This is a genomic window from Priestia sp. 179-F W1.4 NHS (genome assembly GCF_045369295.1).
GTDB lineage: Bacteria > Bacillota > Bacilli > Bacillales > Bacillaceae_H > Priestia > Priestia zanthoxyli.
This window is the reverse complement of the sequence record NZ_JBIQFF010000008.1, coordinates 21,264-38,065: the sequence shown is the minus strand read 5'-3', so window position 1 is coordinate 38,065 and position 16,802 is coordinate 21,264. Positions and strand designations below refer to the sequence as shown.

Annotated in this window: 21 protein-coding genes; 12 read left to right on the top strand and 9 right to left on the bottom strand. The window is 37.0% G+C overall.

Translation table 11 applies throughout. The annotated features are described in order from the left end of the window. Positions 1-78 precede the first annotated feature (78 nt). Together yhaM and ACH0CI_RS23875 are read left to right on the top strand one after the other, a co-directional pair. Complete coding sequence (gene yhaM, locus ACH0CI_RS23880) at positions 79-1,020, top strand: 3'-5' exoribonuclease YhaM (protein ID WP_013055309.1); 942 nt, start codon at positions 79-81, stop codon at positions 1,018-1,020. A gap of 65 nt (positions 1,021-1,085) precedes the next feature. Beyond that, complete coding sequence (locus ACH0CI_RS23875; protein ID WP_013055310.1) at positions 1,086-1,268, top strand: sporulation YhaL family protein; 183 nt, start codon at positions 1,086-1,088, stop codon at positions 1,266-1,268. 42 nt (positions 1,269-1,310) lie between these two features. On the opposite strand, the gene ACH0CI_RS23870 is transcribed toward ACH0CI_RS23875, so the two are convergent. Next, positions 1,311-2,234: a peptidylprolyl isomerase gene (locus ACH0CI_RS23870; RefSeq protein ID WP_013055311.1), complete on the bottom strand. Its 924-nt coding sequence runs from the start codon at positions 2,232-2,234 to the stop codon at positions 1,311-1,313. 307 nt (positions 2,235-2,541) lie between these two features. On the opposite strand from ACH0CI_RS23870, the gene ACH0CI_RS23865 reads away from it, so the two are divergent. Both ACH0CI_RS23865 and ACH0CI_RS23860 read left to right on the top strand, forming a co-directional pair. Further along, entirely contained in the window at positions 2,542-2,631 is a 90-nt protein-coding gene (locus tag ACH0CI_RS23865) for a YjcZ family sporulation protein (RefSeq protein WP_074682953.1), read from the top strand. 36 nt (positions 2,632-2,667) lie between these two features. Continuing rightward, entirely contained in the window at positions 2,668-2,763 is a 96-nt protein-coding gene (locus ACH0CI_RS23860) for a YjcZ family sporulation protein (protein ID WP_016762974.1), read from the top strand. Between the two features lie 35 nt (positions 2,764-2,798). Here the strand turns inward: ACH0CI_RS23860 and ACH0CI_RS23855 are convergent, their stop codons facing one another. Beyond that, complete coding sequence (locus ACH0CI_RS23855; RefSeq protein WP_013055312.1) at positions 2,799-2,978, bottom strand: hypothetical protein; 180 nt, start codon at positions 2,976-2,978, stop codon at positions 2,799-2,801. A 476-nt stretch (positions 2,979-3,454) separates the two neighbouring features. On the opposite strand from ACH0CI_RS23855, the gene ACH0CI_RS23850 reads away from it, so the two are divergent. Then, complete coding sequence (locus tag ACH0CI_RS23850) at positions 3,455-3,799, top strand: DUF1878 family protein (protein WP_048020590.1); 345 nt, start codon at positions 3,455-3,457, stop codon at positions 3,797-3,799. A gap of 3 nt (positions 3,800-3,802) precedes the next feature. Here ACH0CI_RS23850 and ACH0CI_RS23845 read toward each other — a convergent pair whose 3' ends face one another. Both ACH0CI_RS23845 and ACH0CI_RS23840 read right to left on the bottom strand, forming a co-directional pair. After that, positions 3,803-4,399, bottom strand: coding sequence for an HTH-type transcriptional regulator Hpr (locus ACH0CI_RS23845; RefSeq protein WP_014461677.1), 597 nt, complete (start codon positions 4,397-4,399; stop codon positions 3,803-3,805). A 113-nt stretch (positions 4,400-4,512) separates the two neighbouring features. Beyond that, positions 4,513-4,908 (bottom strand): YtxH domain-containing protein, encoded by a 396-nt coding sequence (locus tag ACH0CI_RS23840; RefSeq protein WP_406902365.1) that lies wholly within the window; start codon positions 4,906-4,908, stop codon positions 4,513-4,515. A 73-nt stretch (positions 4,909-4,981) separates the two neighbouring features. Here ACH0CI_RS23840 and yhzF point away from each other — a divergent pair, with 73 nt between their 5' ends. After that, complete coding sequence (gene yhzF, locus ACH0CI_RS28280; protein ID WP_465245805.1) at positions 4,982-5,200, top strand: membrane protein YhzF; 219 nt, start codon at positions 4,982-4,984, stop codon at positions 5,198-5,200. A gap of 257 nt (positions 5,201-5,457) precedes the next feature. Here yhzF and ACH0CI_RS23835 read toward each other — a convergent pair whose 3' ends face one another. Then, positions 5,458-5,988, bottom strand: a complete 531-nt coding sequence (locus ACH0CI_RS23835) for a tryptophan transporter (RefSeq protein ID WP_028412555.1) — start codon at positions 5,986-5,988, stop codon at positions 5,458-5,460. A 124-nt stretch (positions 5,989-6,112) separates the two neighbouring features. Then, complete coding sequence (gene serC, locus ACH0CI_RS23830) at positions 6,113-7,210, bottom strand: 3-phosphoserine/phosphohydroxythreonine transaminase (protein ID WP_033580646.1); 1,098 nt, start codon at positions 7,208-7,210, stop codon at positions 6,113-6,115. Between the two features lie 253 nt (positions 7,211-7,463). Here serC and ACH0CI_RS23825 point away from each other — a divergent pair, with 253 nt between their 5' ends. From ACH0CI_RS23825 to ACH0CI_RS23815, 3 genes are all read left to right on the top strand, one after another. Further along, positions 7,464-8,018: a PadR family transcriptional regulator gene (locus tag ACH0CI_RS23825; RefSeq protein WP_028412553.1), complete on the top strand. Its 555-nt coding sequence runs from the start codon at positions 7,464-7,466 to the stop codon at positions 8,016-8,018. Between the two features lie 17 nt (positions 8,019-8,035). Further along, the gene (locus ACH0CI_RS23820) at positions 8,036-8,479 is read left to right on the top strand and encodes a GNAT family N-acetyltransferase (RefSeq protein WP_406902364.1); all 444 of its coding nucleotides are present in this window, start codon (positions 8,036-8,038) and stop codon (positions 8,477-8,479) included. A gap of 302 nt (positions 8,480-8,781) precedes the next feature. Continuing rightward, positions 8,782-10,677 carry an acyltransferase family protein gene (locus ACH0CI_RS23815; RefSeq protein WP_154974290.1) on the top strand — a complete coding sequence of 632 codons (1,896 nt, stop codon included), beginning with the start codon at positions 8,782-8,784 and terminating at the stop codon, positions 10,675-10,677. Positions 10,678-10,762: 85 nt separating this feature from the next. On the opposite strand, the gene ACH0CI_RS23810 is transcribed toward ACH0CI_RS23815, so the two are convergent. Next, positions 10,763-11,197, bottom strand: a complete 435-nt coding sequence (locus ACH0CI_RS23810; RefSeq protein ID WP_014461670.1) for an HIT family protein — start codon at positions 11,195-11,197, stop codon at positions 10,763-10,765. A 691-nt stretch (positions 11,198-11,888) separates the two neighbouring features. Here ACH0CI_RS23810 and ACH0CI_RS23805 point away from each other — a divergent pair. Then, the gene (locus ACH0CI_RS23805; protein ID WP_034267986.1) at positions 11,889-12,632 is read left to right on the top strand and encodes an ABC transporter ATP-binding protein; all 744 of its coding nucleotides are present in this window, start codon (positions 11,889-11,891) and stop codon (positions 12,630-12,632) included. Next, entirely contained in the window at positions 12,625-13,830 is a 1,206-nt protein-coding gene (locus ACH0CI_RS23800; protein WP_047751679.1) for an ABC transporter permease, read from the top strand. The genes ACH0CI_RS23805 and ACH0CI_RS23800 overlap by 8 nt, the downstream gene beginning before the upstream one ends. A gap of 37 nt (positions 13,831-13,867) precedes the next feature. On the opposite strand, the gene ACH0CI_RS23795 is transcribed toward ACH0CI_RS23800, so the two are convergent. Beyond that, positions 13,868-14,587 (bottom strand): EcsC family protein, encoded by a 720-nt coding sequence (locus ACH0CI_RS23795; RefSeq protein WP_406902363.1) that lies wholly within the window; start codon positions 14,585-14,587, stop codon positions 13,868-13,870. A gap of 113 nt (positions 14,588-14,700) precedes the next feature. Then, the gene (locus tag ACH0CI_RS23790; RefSeq protein WP_028412548.1) at positions 14,701-15,909 is read right to left on the bottom strand and encodes a M20 family metallopeptidase; all 1,209 of its coding nucleotides are present in this window, start codon (positions 15,907-15,909) and stop codon (positions 14,701-14,703) included. Between the two features lie 224 nt (positions 15,910-16,133). On the opposite strand from ACH0CI_RS23790, the gene ACH0CI_RS23785 reads away from it, so the two are divergent. Next, positions 16,134-16,799 carry a phosphatase PAP2 family protein gene (locus ACH0CI_RS23785; RefSeq protein ID WP_028412547.1) on the top strand — a complete coding sequence of 222 codons (666 nt, stop codon included), beginning with the start codon at positions 16,134-16,136 and terminating at the stop codon, positions 16,797-16,799. The last annotated feature ends 3 nt before the right edge of the window (positions 16,800-16,802 follow it).

Below are 16,802 nucleotides of genomic sequence, written 5' to 3'. Positions count from 1 at the left end.
GAGCTGTAAATAAGCGGACGAAGCGATAAGAGCTTTGCTATCAAATACATAGAATGAAGTGGTAAGGAGGAAAAGGGCATGACAAAAGGAATTGCTCAATACGAAGTAGGAGAGCAAGTTGATCTTTATTTTTTAATTAAATCCTCAACGAGAGGAATTGCAAGCAATGGAAAACCATTTTTAACGGTAATCCTACAGGATAAAACAGGTGATATTGAAGCCAAGCTGTGGGATGCATCCCCAGATGACGAGGAAAATTATGCTGCTCAAAAGATTGTGCGAGCTGCTGGAGAAGTAATGAATTACCGCGGGCGCAACCAGCTGAAAATACGCAACATTCGTCCTGCACAGCCCCAAGACGGAGTGCGCACATCTGACTTTTTAGAAGTGGCGCCTTTATCTCAAGAAGAAATGGTGGAACATATTACAAAGAGTATATTTGAAATGAAAAATTCAAATGTCCAGCGCATTACTCGCCATTTGTTTAAAAAATATCAAACGGAATTTTTAGAATATCCGGCAGCAACTAAAAATCACCATGAGTTTGTATCGGGGCTTGCCTACCATGTGGTGTCTATGCTGAAGCTGGCTGAGTCATTTTCAACCCTTTATCCAAGCTTAAACCGCGACTTGCTGTACGCTGGAGTTATTCTTCATGACCTTGGCAAAGTATTTGAACTTTCAGGTCCTGTTTCGACGATATACACAGTCGAAGGGAACTTGCTTGGCCATATCTCGATTATGGTGAATGAAATTGGAAAAGCGGCGGAAGAATTAGCGATTGAGGGAGAAGAGGTCATGCTTCTTCAGCACCTTGTATTATCGCATCACGGTAAGGAAGAGTGGGGAAGTCCGAAAAAGCCGTTAATTAAAGAGGCTGAGATGCTTCATTTGATTGACAATGTAGATGCTAAAATGAATATGCTGGACCGAGCATTAACAAAAGTGAAGCCTGGTGAATTTACAGAGCGTATTTTTGCACTTGATAATCGTTCATTTTATAAACCAACGATTGATTAAAAAGGTATAAGTCTTTCTTCCTTCGCATATAGTGGTTGTAAATAACTGTGATGGGGGATCAATATATGGTGACACTACCAATTTGGATTTATTTAGTTGTAGCAGGCATTTTCTTTAGTGGATTTATGGCAATTCGTGCTGCACAACATGATAAGCAAGTGGATGATTCGTTTATTGAAAAAGAGGGACAAGTCTTCATCGAAAGAATGCAAGTGGAAAAAGAAAGACGCAACAGCGATTCTATCTGATTATATAAAAGAGCCTGTCACATGAGTGACAGGCTCTTAGCATTACTGCTGAGGAGTTTCTACGCCAGATTGACTATCTGTCGCACCTTCTTCGAAAATTGGTTTTACATTTTTATCTTTGACTTCCACTTTTGCTTTATCAAGCTCTTTTTGAATCTTCTTGTTCGCTTCTGCTTGATCTACTTTTGAACGTTTGATTTGCTGCTCAAGTTCGGGTTTCTTTTTCTCAAACGATTCTACTTTCTTTTTATCGACTAGTTTAATGATATGGTAGCCGTACTCTGTTTTGATTGGTTTACTTACTTCACCTTTTTTCAGCTTGTAAGCCGCTTCTTCAAATTCTTTAACCATTTGGCCTTCACCGAAGTAGCCTAAATCGCCGCCGTTAGCTGCAGACTGCTGGTCCGTTGAATATTCTTTTGCTAGACTAGCAAAGTCCTCGCCTTTTTTGATTTTCGCTTCTACTTCGTTTGCTGTTTTTTCGTCTTTTACTAAAATATGACTTGCGCGAATTTGAGGTTTTTGAGCTTTATATTCATCATAAGCTTTTTTCAGTTCTTTGTCCGATACCTTAATGCCTGCCGTAGCAGCTTTTTCACGGAGAATATCAACTTTTAGCATATCTTTGACTTCTTTTTCGCCTTTTTGCTTAATAACTGAATCTACCTGATCACCGTATTGTTCTCTTAGAATGTTCAGCTGCTGATCAAGCTCTTTATCCGTTACTTTATATTTTTTACTCAATACTTTTTCTTCGGTAACGCTTCGTACGAGTGTATTAAATTGGTCTTGTCCGATTGTATCTTTCATTTGCTTATACAAATCACCTTGAGTGATATTGCCTGCTTTTGTTTCTACAATTACTTTTGAAGAATCGTTTGCATTTGAAGCATCATTTCCCCCACTGCATGCTGATAAAGCAACGAGGCTGGCTGCCGTTGTTAGTGCAACTAAGCTTTTTTTCATACGTAAACACTCCTACTCATCATTTTTACTTATGTAGCTTGACTCAAGATTTACTATATCACATTTCCTGATGTTAGCAAATGAAGTTAAAACCACGTAAATTTACATTTATTTTCCACTAAGCATGGAGTGATTATACGCTTATGATGGCTTTTTTATAAAGCGTTTTCAAAATGGTGGACAAACTCACAGAGTAATCTCCAAACGAGAAGTAAGAGAAATAAATTATGGAGTTTGGGCTAAAAGCCTAGACGTTTTTTGAGCTGATGCATAAGATGCAGTATTAGTAAACAAAGGGGGTGCTCAAATGAGCGGATGCGGATATGGAGGCGGTTTTGCACTATTAGTTGTACTGTTTATCTTATTAGTCATTGTTGGTTGTGCATGTTACCACTAGGAAACAGGTGAATATAAAAGGAAAGGGGCGATAGATATGGGTTCTTACGGATGCGGATACGGCAGTGGATTTGCTCTATTAGTCGTATTATTCATCTTATTAGTTATCATCGGCGCTAGCTGTTTTTGCTAAGCCTATAAAAAAGCGGTGAGACATCTCACCGTTTTTTATGTAAATGATACTTCAATATAAGATGAAACTAATAAAATGGTAATTAATACATTAATCGTACGAAAAACTTTAGGCTGTTTTTCAGCTGGAATTTCTTTTTGAATACACAATGTATTTGTTAGTGCATTGATGTAGAATAAAATGAATAGTGCAAATACAATAAAGAATATGTACATAAAAATCCCCCTAACAAAATCAGTGTGACGAAGACAAAAAGTCTTATAGTCATTTATATAGTACAGCTTTGTATGAATTTACAAATATCTATATTAACATTACCAAAAAAGCGGTAAAATAGATAGTTATATATACAGTTGAGCAAAGAATTTCAAAAGGTATTTACACAGAAATGCGGTTTTTATTTTATAAAGGGTAGTTAAGAAGTTGAGAAATAGGTTTTAAACGAAATAGCAAAGTGAATCGATAAGAAATGAGTAACAATCAGCCATTGTGCAAAAGGATTGTTAAAAAGGACAGAGGGATTTATATTAATATATGCAGTGAGCACATAATCAGTATATGAAAATCTTTATACGGTGCTACTCAAACAGGAAATGTGATTGACGAAGAAAGAATTATTTGGAAGAACATGAATGAATCATGTACAATATGGAGTAGAGATATATGAACGTTGAAGGAGTAGGGGAAGCGGATGGAAACTTTAGAATCTCGAGTATCACGTTTAGAATATTACATAAAACTGTTATCTGGGACATCTGAACAAGAAGCTAAACCATTTATTGATTTAGTGGTAAGAAATCAGCTTACAAAGAGGGAAGTAGAGGAAATTTTAATTCTGTGTGAAGATACAAAAAGCGAATATATTGAGCAAAAAGCGGAAGGCCTAACAGACTTTGTTCCGCTTCTTACACAATTTGTTGGTATGCTGAATTATAAATTAACTCCTAGAGAGACGGTCGAATCGCTTCGTTATCAACCTTCTTATCAAGATGTGATGAATGAATTTTTTGAAATTATTCAATGGATAAGGGACTAACCATTAAGAGTTTGAAATAGTCTCCTGGTGGTTCTCTTTATCTTTCTTGACAAGCTTGCCATCTTCTTCAGTGAATTCTTCTTCGATATGATGGAAAGATCGCTCGAAGATATCCATAAAATCTTCACCGTAAATTTTGCGGATGACGGTCATTAGTTCCATAAACTCAGGGAATTTGCCGTACAAGTCGCGCAATGGAAGTGCGCCGCTGAATACTGAATTATTAGAAGGTTCGTAATGTTCCATTAAATCCAGTAAAATGGCCTCGCCTTTATCTGTCAGCTGAATGTACGTATTTCGCTTGTCGCTTTCTTTTTTAGAAAACTCAAGTAAACCTCGTTCTTCTAGTTTTTTGGAGAAGTTAAATGCAGTAGAAACATGCATAACTCCAAACTTGGCAATTTCGGAAATGGAAGCCCCGTTTAAATGATATGAAATCCACAAAATATGATGCTCGTTAATATTAAGGTCATAAGGCTTAATCCATTGCTGCCAATCCTTCTCTACGGTTTTCCAAAGGGCTTTACTTAATTGGGCAATACGTTGGCTAAATAGAAGTGCTTCTTTCAAACTGTAATCCTGATCACTAGTCTTTTTCATCTTCTCCCACCTACTTAGTCTCTTTTTTTATTTATCTTCTATTATGCCAATAAAATAAAAAATTATAAAGATGTAAATTTACAAAATTTTAAAAAATTAAAAAAGAAGGCGCTTTAACCTTCTTTTTTGTCAATTTTTTCATTGGGATTTTTAGTTGTCTGTACATGTTCCTCTAGGTTTGACAAAGAATTTTGGATTTCTTTCAAATGATGCTGAATGGATTCCTTATGAGGGACAATTTCTTCTTTAAACTGACCAAGGGTAGTAGAAAGGTCACTTGCGATATTTTTCACTATAGTATTTCCTTCTCTGGCGGTCATTTGTACTTGTTGAGAAACAGCTTTTATTTTTGTTGAGAGCTCTTGTTGTGAAGCGTTAACTCGGTCTTTTCGAGAATTGACACGCTGTTTAAGTTCTCGTCCTGAATATGGAGTAATAAGAAGCGTTGTAATAGCGGCTACGGTGCTTCCGATTGCTGCTCCAGCTGCTAGTTTTTTCATTCTACTCATTATTTATTTCCTCCTATGTAGTAAAGTAATTGCTAACACTTCCTTCTGACATAATCATAAAAAAATAGCATAGATTTATACAAAAGAAGGAGGTTATCAACATGGGATAGCTTTATTCATTCTTTTGATGATTAGCCTGAGTTTTTTTCTCGCTGCTTTTAAATGGTTTAGCCTTACGACTAGAACGGCATCATATCCACCTAAACATGTGCTTAAACAAAAGTCTCTTACATGTGCGACAGTGGCTTTTGCGAGTTTTTTATTGGCGCTTATACTTTATTATGTAACCTAGGATGGGGAACTTAAACCTTTATTACATAGTAAGTCTTCATACCTATTGTATGAGCTGCAAATGAAATTTAAGTGAAAAGCATCCTGTATCATCTCTTTTTAAACAACAAGTTAAGAGCCGGACTTTAGGTTGTCTCTAAAAGATCAGCAACATACTATAAATGAACAGTTTTATCTAAAGGTCCGCCACGCTTTGGCGGGCCTTAGCTTTTGGTGTAAAAAAAGAGCCTGATTCTTAACTAAATCAGGCTCTTGACGTTACGATAATTTTGCTTTGATGCTTGTGCGTTTTAGAACGGATTGAACAATTGGATAAATAACGACCATAACGATTGTATTCACTACTGTTGCAGGTAACACAACCGCAGCAACAAGCGCCATGACGCTGTTTCCGCCCGGTAAGCCGACGATTAGCGCGGCAGCAGACAAGAATACGGTTCCTGATACGAGCGTGCCAACAGCTGTTAAAGCAGCGGCAACTGGTGTTTTCATGCCTATTGCTTTTTTCACAAGCATAAATAATGCAAAGAAAACAAATGCTGTAATTGGTTTATCAATCAAGTTTGCAATTTGTCCGCCAGGAAAGCTTGTTGTTAAAGCAGAAATAACTGCTGTGGTTAAGCTAACCAATGCAACATTTTTTACGCTAGGAAACAACAGGATTGCTAAAAACATCATTGTTAACATCATATCTGGCTTCATTCCAAATAAAATAGGAGGTACCACCGTGTGGAGAACCGCTCCAATTCCGACTAATAACGCTAAAGAAACTAAAACTTTTGTATTCATTTCTCATCTCTCCTCTTCTAAGCTAAGCTCGAAATATACCAATAGTGCGTCTATGCCCATTGCATATATTTACATACTGATTATAACATATTTATGTGAAAAAAGAATCAGCTAATTCTGCCAATTACGCGTTTGCCTGCGCAAATTCATCCATAAAGACGGCAAGAGCTTCACACGCTTCAAGCGGCACAGCATTGTAAATAGAAGCGCGGCATCCGCCGATTGAACGGTGTCCAGCTAATCCTACAAAGCCTTTTTCTTTTGCTTGCTGTAAAAACTCAGCCGTTAGCTCATCGTTTGGTAAAGTAAACGTGACATTCATAATTGAACGGCTTTCCTCTGTAGCGTGAGGAGTATAGAAACCGTTTGAACGTTCCATGCTTGCGTAGAGTAACTTAGCTTTTTTATGATTTTGAGCTTCAATGGCTTTAACGCCCCCTTGTTCTTTAATCCAATCTAAAACAAGTGAAAGCATATAAATACCAAACGTTGGAGGAGTGTTGTAAAGAGAATTGCTCTTTACGTGAGTCTCATAGTTCAGCATTGTTGGTAAACCTTCAGGGATACGTTTAAGCAATTCTTTCTTCAAAATGACAACTGTTACACCAGATGGTCCGAGGTTTTTCTGAGCACCAGCATAAATGAGTGAGAACTTAGATACATCAATTTGACGGCAAAGAATGTCGCTTGACATGTCAGCAATTAAGTCTACTCCTTCAATAGAAGGGTAGTCAGCCCATTGTGTACCAAAAATGGTATTATTGGACGTGATATGCAAGTATCCAATCTCTTCTTTTGGAAGCTTTATATCATCTAAAGCTGGAATAGAGCGGTAGTTCTCTTCTTTAGTAGAAGCAACAACTGCTGTTTTTCCAAGTTTCTTTGCTTCTTTTAACGCTTTTTCCGACCATGATCCCGTTAGCACATATGCCCCGACTTGATCAGGAGCTAAAAAGTTCATTGGAATCATAGAGAATTGCAGGCTTGCTCCGCCCTGCAGGAATAAAATTTCATGTGTATCTGGAATATTAAGCAATTCCGTTAGTGTTTCTTTAGCATGTGTTAATACATCTTCAAACTCTTTGCTGCGATGTGATAATTCCATCACAGACATACCTGTATTTTTGAAGTTAACTAGCTCCTCTTGAGCAAGTTGTAAGACAGGTAGGGGAAGCGCAGATGGACCTGCATTAAAATTATAAGCTCTGTTTAACGTAATCACATTAATTCCTCCTCAAATTAGTTCGAACACTCATCATACAAAATGGCTAATGACTGATGTCAGAAAGAATATCATTATACTATCATGAAAACCATTGGTTGTGGAGGTAACTTTTCAAAAATTTAAATTAATCTGTAAAGAGAAAATAATAGAAAAAAGATAAATAAAAAGTATACGTAAACATGTTTTGGCAAACATGTAAATGAAATGTTTATATGCTATACTGATGGAAGAAATAATGTGGAGGAACAGAATGAGAGTATTAAAATATGCAATATTAGGGCTCTTAAATCAGGAGGAGCTCAGCGGGTATGACATTACCAGACTTTTTAAAGAAGAGGTTGGTAATTTTTGGAGCGCTAAACACAGCCAGATTTATCCCGAGCTAAAGCGATTAACAGAAGAGGGATTTATTCGCTATGAAACGGTGATTCAAGGCAAAAAATTAGAAAAAAAGATGTATTCGATAACGGAAGAAGGAAGAGTGGAGCTAAGCAAGTGGCTCACTACGATTGATCCTATTCCTGAAACAACTAAAGATGAATTTATGTTAAAAGCTTATTTTGCTTCATCCATGTCAATAGAAGAGTTAAAGCAACAAATAGATAACCAATTATCAAGCAGGAAAATGAAGCTGACTTTTTTAAAGAAACGAATGGATGATCTTTTAGAAGAAGTTAATCACCACATTACCGTTTCTTCTCCTCAATTTGGTCATTACTTGGTGCTATCTCGCGCTCAAGACCGGGAGACAAGCTATATCAATTGGCTTGAACGTACGCTGAATTTAATTGAAAAAGAACAATAAGAAAAGGTGAGCAGATCATGAGTTGGTGCATAAAATCATTTCAAGAGCTGACAAATGATGAGCTTTATGAAATTCTACAGCTTCGCACCTCTATTTTTGTTGTGGAACAGAAGTGTGCTTACTTAGAAGTAGATGGAAAAGACAAATTTGTTTATCATTTGTTCAAAAAAGAAGATGAGAAAATTATCGCATACCTTAGAGTTTTACCAAAAGGAATTAGCTATAAAGAAGCTTCTCTTGGACGTATTATTGTAAAACAAGCACAGCGCGGTACAGGTCTCGGAAGAGAACTAGTAGCAAGAGGAATTGCTTTTCTAGAGAATGAATTGCACGAGAAGACAATTAAAATTCAAGCTCAAAGCAGACTTCAAACATTTTATGAATCGTTTGGTTTTAGACCTATTTCCGATATTTATTCAGATGAAGGACTCCCACACGTCGATATGCTAAAGACACCTTAGAAACTTCACCATTTGTGTGAAGTTTTTCTATTTTTAAAACGGGTAAGGTGAAAGAAACGTGTAGGGTTTAGTGGCATGCAGATAGAATCGATATGACTACTACTAAATTAGTAATTTATGAATAAGATAGATAGTGAATTTGTTTCTTTTTACTTATTCTTTGATTTTCAGTAAGTGATATATTGAAGAAAGTAATAATATTGTATATAATGATTTTTGTAACAAAAATGTAACAATTACGTAATATTCTTAATATTTATTAAGGAAGAAATTTGTTGTACATATTGCTTGGAGGCATTTTTATGAGTGCAAAAGAAAAGAAAAATAGGTATATATATAGTTTGGACGGACTTCGGGCCTTTGCTGTCATGGCTGTGATTGCTTATCACTTAGGCTTTGGATGGGCGTCTGGAGGATTTTTAGGAGTTGACGTTTTCTTTGTATTATCTGGGTATTTAATTACCTCAATTTTACTGGTGCAATCTTGGGAAAATCCTTTAAAGAATTTGAAGCATTTTTGGATTAGCCGTACGAGAAGACTTCTTCCAGCTGTGTATGTGATGGTCGTATTAACTGCAGCGTGGGTTATTTTATTTAACCGACCATTGTTAACAACGCTACGAGGCGATGCATTATCGTCTATTTTTTATATGAGTAACTGGTGGTTTATTTTTCATAAAGTTTCATATTTTGATAGTTTTGGATCACCGTCACCATTAAAGAACTTATGGTCACTTGCTATTGAAGAGCAGTTTTATATTGTATGGCCACTTGTTTTATTGTTGGGTTTGAAATTTATTAAAAAGAGAGGAATTCTTTCTCTATTTATTTTAGCTGGAGTAATGGCCTCAGCCATTCTGATGTCTTTTTTATATGAGCCAGGAGGAGATCCTAGCCGCATTTATTATGGAACCGATACTCGGCTGTTTGCCCTTTTAATCGGTTGTTTACTTGCATTTGTCTGGCCGATGTATCGTTTATCATCAAAAAATCTTCCAGCTGTGGGCAAGCAAGTATTAAACGCAGTAAGTATGGTAAGCTTCTTTGTATTTATTCTCTGCGTATGGAGCGTTGATGAGTATACGCATGCATCTTTTCTTTATCAAGGTGGCATGCTGCTGATTTGTTTAAACGCTGCTGTGCTGGTTGCAACGATTAGTCACCCTAGTAGCTTTTTAGGAAAAGCTTTGTCGTTTAAACCGCTTCGCTGGCTTGGTACTAGATCATACGGTATCTATTTGTGGCATTATCCGGTTATTGTTCTTACAACACCTGTAGCCGAGATTGGCCGCCCGGTCTATTGGCATGCGCTGTTACAAGTAGGAATTACATTTATCATTGCTGAACTTTCGTACCGTTACATCGAGGTGCCTATTCGCACACGCGGTTTTCGCTATTATTTCCGGCACTACCATCCGAGAGAGCTTTTTAAATGGCGTAATCTCTCTCGTTCGAGACAAGCGGTTTTGGGCAGTCTCATTTTCTTTTTGGCGTTGTTTACAGCGGATATGACAAGCTTTGCTATTAGTACGCAGCAAAAGGATGAGACCGAAGCAAAACAAACAGAGGTTAAAATTCAAACGAATCATAAAGAAAATGCTTCAACTTCTGTCAAAGACAAGAACAAAGCGGAGGATGAAAAAACAAAGAACGCGGAAAAGAACTCCGCAGAAGAAAAATCTGATGCAAAAGAAGAACAGCAGCCGAATTCTTACAGAGATGTTCTTGCGATTGGAGATTCGGTCATGCTGGATATTGCTCCTAATCTTAAAGAGATGCCGCTTAGTATTACGATTGACGGAAAAGTAGGAAGGCAGCTCAATGAAGCACTGCAGCTAACTCCTAGTTATCAAGCATTTAATAATCCGAACAGCGCAGTGATTATTGAGTTAGGAACGAACGGTTATTTTACCAATGAAGAACTTGAACAACTGTTAAAAGCTTTTTCACAAGCGGACGTTTACTTAGTGAATACGCGCGTTCCTCGTTCCTGGGAAAGCACCGTGAACAAGAACTTGAAAGCTGCTTCTGAAAAGTTTGATCACGTCACGCTTGTAGATTGGTACTCTGAGGCTTCTAAGCACCCTGAATACTTTACATCAGATGGTGTCCACTTGGTACCTGAAGGATCAAGAGCATTAACAAAATTGATTGAAGAGCGTATGAATTTAGAAGTTAAGGAAGAAAATGGTTCATAATGAGCGAGAGACGTATTGAGTTTTACATCATAAACTGATTAATAGATAAAACAAAAAAAGCTTACATGTGTAAGCTTTTTTTGTTTCAAGAAAGGCGAGAAGAAATATTGCCAGCGATTTCTTGAAGTTTTTCAGGCGTGTATTCGCTTGTATGCTCTTTCCATACAGCACCGAATCCATCGCCTTCCCCGTAGCGTGGAATAATGTGCATATGATAATGAAACACGGATTGACCAGCTTTTTCACCATTATTATTTAAGATGTTTAAGCCGATTGGGCTGTATGTTTCTTTAATTGCATTTGCGATTTGAGGAACCACTTCAAATAAATTGCGCGCAATTTCCGGTGTTAGTTCGTGAATGTCTTTTTTATGTACTTTTGGAATCACCAGCGTATGACCTTTTGTTACTTGACTAATGTCTAAAAAAGCTAATACATGTTCGTTTTCAAATACTTTTGCACCTGGAATTTCACCGCGAATAATTTTGCAAAAAATACAGTTTTCATCATGTGTGCTCATTATGTTCACCTTCCGTTACTAATATAAATGTATGGGTATACATGTACGTTTATTTTACCACAAAGTAGAAATGCAATCAGCAGGCAAGAAATAGCCACTCATATTTTATACACAAAAACGGGATGCAAACGATTATGCATCCCGTCATGTGAAGAAGGAAAAAATAGCTTTTAATGCAGCATATGATCTTTAAGGAACACCTCATTTACGTAATTACATTGCCTAATGAAACAGTAACTTGAAAAAGTATATTCTCTTTAACAAACACCTCATTTAAGCATTGAGCTAAAAAAATATACAATGTGAACGAAATCGTTCTTGGTCTTTGACAAACACCTCATTTACACAGTAATAAATGAACATTATTGTCTACCCATTATATATATTCTTACTACGTTCATGACTACCATCCCCTTATGAATCAAACATACATCGATTTACAATAAGGTTTTCTGAAATATGCCTGCTGTAGACACCTCATCCCAAATGTAAGAAGCTTTGTAATGATTAGTTGTAATCAATAACTTGTTTTCCTTCTTCCCTATATAGAATGTCCCGATATTTCGATTATATTCTGGAAAAATTAACCGAAAAGAATTGAAAACGATGTGAGGACGAAAAAGATTTGGTACAATAGAGCAAATAGCGCTTGCGCTTGTAGACAAAAAAGAACAAATAAAAGGAGATCGTGATGGGTTCTTTATTGCAAATTAACAATATTACAGGGGGATATACGAAAACTCCCGTCTTAAAAGATGTATCGTTTGATGTAAATGCAGGTGAATTAGTTGGGTTAATCGGCTTAAACGGAGCCGGAAAAAGTACAACGATTAAACATATCATTGGATTAATGGAAGCAAAAAAAGGAAGTGTATCCATTAATAATAAAACCTTTCAACAAGACCCAACAGGCTATCGAAGTCAGTTTACGTTTATTCCAGAAACTCCTGTGCTCTACGATGAATTAACATTAAAAGAACATTTGGATATGACAGCTATGGCTTATGGACTTGAGCCTCAAGCATATGAAGCACGTCTGCAGCCGCTTTTAAAAGAATTTCGTTTAGACCGGAAGTTAAAATGGTTTCCCGCGCATTTTTCAAAAGGGATGAAGCAGAAGGTTATGATTATGTGCGCTTTTTTGGTTCAGCCGTCTCTTTATATTATTGATGAACCTTTTTTAGGTTTAGACCCGCTTGGTATTCAATCTTTACTTGATTTGATGACGGATATGAAAAAGCAAGGTGCAGGCATTTTAATGTCCACACACATTTTGGCGACCGCGGAGCGCTACTGTGATAAATTTGTTATTTTACATAACGGAGAAGTAAGAGCGCAAGGAACGCTTAAAGATCTTCAAGAAGAATTTCAGATGCGCAATGCTACTCTTGATGAAATTTATATTGAATTAACAAAGGAAGAAGGCTATGAGTAAGATTGACGCATTATGGAAGCAACGATTTCAGCAGTATTTAGTGGATGTAAGAAGATATACAAAATATATCTTAAATGATCACATTAAATTAGTGTTAATTTTTGCGATTGGCGGTTTAGCCTACTATTATCAACAGTGGTTGAGTACATTAACACCTGCGTTTCCTTCGGCTGTAGTGATTGCGATCCTTATGGGATTGATTTTAACAATGGGCCAAATTCAAACGTTTTTAAAACGACCTGATTTAGTCTTTTTGCTTCCTTTGGAGACGAAGCTGCAGCCTTATTTCAAAAAATCTTTTTGGTTTACCTTTACGATTCAGCTTTATATTTTATTATTTGCAACGGGTGCAGCAGCGCCTCTTCACGTAAAAGTAATGCATGATTCTTACTCAAATATTTTTGTGTTTTTTCTGCTATTACTCATTCTGAAAGTTGTAAACTTAGGCATGTCTTGGTGGGCCGTATGGTTTGAAGAAAAGTGGGCGAAGTGGACAGATTATATCGTCAGATTTTTCTTAAACGCAGTTTTTACTTATTTCTTATTTTCGCATGCATACGTATTTTTCACAGGAATTGTAGCGGTAATTATGATTGCGCTAGCCGTTTATTATCGCTCTCTTACAAAAAGGAAGCCGATTAAATGGGAAAAGCTAATTGACTTAGAAGAAAAGCGCATGGGCTATTTTTATCGATTAGCTAATTTATTTACGGATGTTCCACAAGTCAAAGAACGAATCAAACGCCGTAGATATTTAGATTGGCTAGTAACACGTATTCCATTTCGTCAAAATGCCACTTACCATTACTTGTACACCAGAACATTTTTGCGATCAGGAGATTATTTAAGTTTGCTCGTTCGCTTAACTGTCATTGGCGGATTTTTAATTGTAGCTGCGCCGTTTCAATACGGCAATATAGTGGTTGTTTTATTTGTTGTATACATGACGGGTTTTCAATTACTCCCGCTTTGGAAGCAGCACAAGCAAATTTTATGGCTTTCTCTTTATCCAGTCGAAGCTAAAGAACGAAAAAGGGCATTTTTGGACGTATGGAAAAAAGCGCTGTATGTACAAATTCTTGTGCTCGCCATAGTGGTGGCTTTTTCTAATATAGTTGCTGCACTGCTTTCCTTGGCAGCAGGTGCTATATTTATTCACTTATTTGTAAATGCATATGTAAATAAAAAATTAACGTAAAAAAAGCTCCGAATGGAGCTTTTTTTACGTTTTTAGACTACTTTTGAGACGAAGATAATATCCGAAAGCGATAGACGTTCATCGCTACTTTTGTGAGATGATCAAGAAGCTGATAATTCGCATACGCACCTACAACAGCTCCAATTCCCGGCATCAGCTGAAACATTTTCACAACATCAATGTAATCGCGATATTCTTGTTGAAAAGCTTTCCAATCAAGCTCAAGAAGTTCCTCTTTCTTTTCCTCCCAGCTTTCTACTACTTCGAGCAGCTTCGTTCTATGGTCGTCGCTGCAAAAGGCAAGATGAAAAATATATAGCATATAAATGCGTTCTTCTTTTTCTTTTACATCAAAACCATACGTCGCGGCAATGTCAAATAAGCACTTCATTTTTATGGAAAGAAGAAGTGGGAAATCTGCTGCGCCTAAAAGGAGACCACCTGCACCAGTACCAGCTCCTTCTACAGCAGCTGTTTTTTTGTACTTAGGTATGAGCTCCAAAATTCTTTTCTCTTTTTCTTCAAACGAAAGACCGCTGACATCTCTTTTTTTAGTCGTGAAATCGGACCCAATAAGCGTGGTTTCAACCATTTTTTTTATACTTTCAGTTATAATTCTATGGACTTTAGCAGGGATTTTTTCATTTAGTTTAAGCTGTAAGGATTTTGCGGTACGCTGAAATTTAGAAGGTCGTTTCAACATGCTAAATTTCCAATGTTCAGCTTCTCGTAACACTTTTTCTTCATACGTATTCAAAAAAGTCACCTCTTTTCAGTCGATATAAATACTACGTTTTAAGTGAGAAAAAGTTTCCTAAAATAAAACAGCAAGCAATCGTCTGTTTATCTGTACGAATGCTTGCTGAATGATTAATTCGCTTTTATTGCGTTTTTAGAATGAGCTTGTTCTCTTAAATACTCAACAGCAGCCGTACCAAGCGTTTTCGCTGCGATAAGCATTGCTTTTTCGTTAAAATCAAATTTAGGATGATGATGAGGATAAGGAGCATCTACACCTTCTGGCTGAGCTCCTGTAAAGAAGAACGTTCCTTTAATATGCTGCAAATAATAAGAGAAATCTTCTCCAGTCATGTGAGGCTCCGTTTCTTCGACTGTATGAACTTCATCGATTTGAGAAGCAGCAGAAGCAAGAAAGGCCGTTTCTTCCGGGTGGTTTACGACGGAAGGATAGCCGCGCGTATAACTCAGCTCATAAGAAGCATCAGCTGTTAAGCATGTACCTTGGACAATTCGTTCGATTTCTTTTTCGACATCATTTCGTACATCTTCATTAAATGTTCTTACCGTTCCAATTAGTCGAGCAGAATCAGCGATAATATTAAATGCATTTTCCGCTACAAAAGAACCTATGCTTACAACCGCTGAATCAATTGGATTTACACGTCTGCTTACAATTTGCTGTAAATTAACAACAAGCTGAGAGGCGATGACGATTGAGTCTTTTGTTTTGTGGGGCTGTGCACCGTGTCCTCCTGCTCCTTTGATCGTAATTTCAAAGCGATCAGCAGCAGCCATAATAGGGCCCGTTCGATATTGAACCACACCAGTGGGAGTTAATGACCATAAATGCGTTCCGAATATCGCGTCTACACCGTCTAAGCATCCGTCTTCAATCATGGACTTGGCGCCTCCGGGAGCATACTCTTCAGCGTGCTGATGAATGAAGACGATTTTACCAGGGAGAGAATCTCTTATTTCAAAAAGCGCTTTAGCAAGGACTAAAAGAGTAGCCGTATGACCATCGTGGCCACATGCATGCATCACGCCCGGAACAGTTGATTGATAGGGTACATCTTTTTCATCTTGAATAGGAAGGGCATCAAAGTCGGCTCTCAAAGCTACAGTAGGACCAGGTTTTCCTCCTTGAATGCTTGCTACAATGCCGTTTCCTCCTACATTTGCTCGGTAAGAAATACCGATCTTGTCATAAAAAGACCGAATGTAGGCAGCAGTTTGAAATTCTTTAAAAGACGGTTCTGGATACTGATGCAGATATCGGCGAATTTGAACCATTTCATCAAATTTTTCTTCAAGTAAAGTATGTAGCTTGGAGTTCACATAACCATATCCTTTCTGTGTAAGTTGAATAAAGTTTTGAATTTTTTGACATTTTAATCATTATATCATTATCTATAAAAAAGAAAAGAATGTAAGCGTTGTTATTGAAAAAAGTAATTGAATCATGAAATATTTTATATACATAATAGATACATAAGATGAGAAATAGGGACAAAGAATGAGTTTTTTACCAATTTTCTCGTGAGATAATAGGAGGTAACGATATGGTAGATTCACAAACTGTATCTCTGTACAAAAAATTGATGTGGGCGTTTGGGATTGCGGGTCTCGTTTTTTTAGGAGTGTTGTTTGCTGTGTCGACAGATTCTTTTCAAGGAGACCGCTGGCTTGTTTCAGCTATAGATGACAGCACTATTCTTCAGTCAGCGTCATCTGTTTTTCACGGCCTGTCTTTTTTAGCTTCAAAAGTGATGATTATGGTTCTTTTAGCTGTACTTATTGTTTTTTTATTTTTAAAAAAAGACTATATTGGCATGATATCCTCATTTTTACTTATTTTAAGCGGCGATATTATTAATAAAGCAGTTAAAGATGCGGTAGAACGAGCCCGTCCTCTTGAAGGCATCGAAGGCTACAGTTTTCCAAGCGGCCATGCAATGATGGGAATTCTTATCTACGGTCTGATTTTCTTTTTTCTGATCAAGCATATAAACAATCAAAAGGTGGCCAAGTGGTATCAGCGGGCAATTACTTTAATTGTTTTGTTAATCGGCGTGAGCCGTATTCTGTTAAGAGAACACTTTTTAACAGATGTATTAGCTGGCTACAGCTTAGGGCTTATGTGGCTAATTGTAGGCATTTTCTTCTATACGCTTGTTTATGCGTATGTAAGGCCGTCAGCGGAAAAAGAGTTTCCAAAAGGTATGTAACAA

What these genes read in the sequence shown, in the direction of transcription:
- yhaM (WP_013055309.1), top strand. Translation starts at nt 79, where the DNA reads ATGACAAAAGGAATTGCTCAATACGAAGTAGGAGAGCAAGTTGATCTT.
- ACH0CI_RS23875 (WP_013055310.1), top strand. Translation starts at nt 1,086, where the DNA reads ATGGTGACACTACCAATTTGGATTTATTTAGTTGTAGCAGGCATTTTC.
- ACH0CI_RS23870 (WP_013055311.1), bottom strand. Translation starts at nt 2,234, where the DNA reads ATGAAAAAAAGCTTAGTTGCACTAACAACGGCAGCCAGCCTCGTTGCT.
- ACH0CI_RS23865 (WP_074682953.1), top strand. Translation starts at nt 2,542, where the DNA reads ATGAGCGGATGCGGATATGGAGGCGGTTTTGCACTATTAGTTGTACTG.
- ACH0CI_RS23860 (WP_016762974.1), top strand. Translation starts at nt 2,668, where the DNA reads ATGGGTTCTTACGGATGCGGATACGGCAGTGGATTTGCTCTATTAGTC.
- ACH0CI_RS23855 (WP_013055312.1), bottom strand. Translation starts at nt 2,978, where the DNA reads ATGTACATATTCTTTATTGTATTTGCACTATTCATTTTATTCTACATC.
- ACH0CI_RS23850 (WP_048020590.1), top strand. Translation starts at nt 3,455, where the DNA reads ATGGAAACTTTAGAATCTCGAGTATCACGTTTAGAATATTACATAAAA.
- ACH0CI_RS23845 (WP_014461677.1), bottom strand. Translation starts at nt 4,399, where the DNA reads ATGAAAAAGACTAGTGATCAGGATTACAGTTTGAAAGAAGCACTTCTA.
- ACH0CI_RS23840 (WP_406902365.1), bottom strand. Translation starts at nt 4,908, where the DNA reads ATGAGTAGAATGAAAAAACTAGCAGCTGGAGCAGCAATCGGAAGCACC.
- ACH0CI_RS23835 (WP_028412555.1), bottom strand. Translation starts at nt 5,988, where the DNA reads ATGAATACAAAAGTTTTAGTTTCTTTAGCGTTATTAGTCGGAATTGGA.
- ACH0CI_RS23825 (WP_028412553.1), top strand. Translation starts at nt 7,464, where the DNA reads ATGAGAGTATTAAAATATGCAATATTAGGGCTCTTAAATCAGGAGGAG.
- ACH0CI_RS23820 (WP_406902364.1), top strand. Translation starts at nt 8,036, where the DNA reads ATGAGTTGGTGCATAAAATCATTTCAAGAGCTGACAAATGATGAGCTT.
- ACH0CI_RS23815 (WP_154974290.1), top strand. Translation starts at nt 8,782, where the DNA reads ATGAGTGCAAAAGAAAAGAAAAATAGGTATATATATAGTTTGGACGGA.
- ACH0CI_RS23810 (WP_014461670.1), bottom strand. Translation starts at nt 11,197, where the DNA reads ATGAGCACACATGATGAAAACTGTATTTTTTGCAAAATTATTCGCGGT.
- ACH0CI_RS23805 (WP_034267986.1), top strand. Translation starts at nt 11,889, where the DNA reads ATGGGTTCTTTATTGCAAATTAACAATATTACAGGGGGATATACGAAA.
- ACH0CI_RS23800 (WP_047751679.1), top strand. Translation starts at nt 12,625, where the DNA reads ATGAGTAAGATTGACGCATTATGGAAGCAACGATTTCAGCAGTATTTA.
- ACH0CI_RS23785 (WP_028412547.1), top strand. Translation starts at nt 16,134, where the DNA reads ATGGTAGATTCACAAACTGTATCTCTGTACAAAAAATTGATGTGGGCG.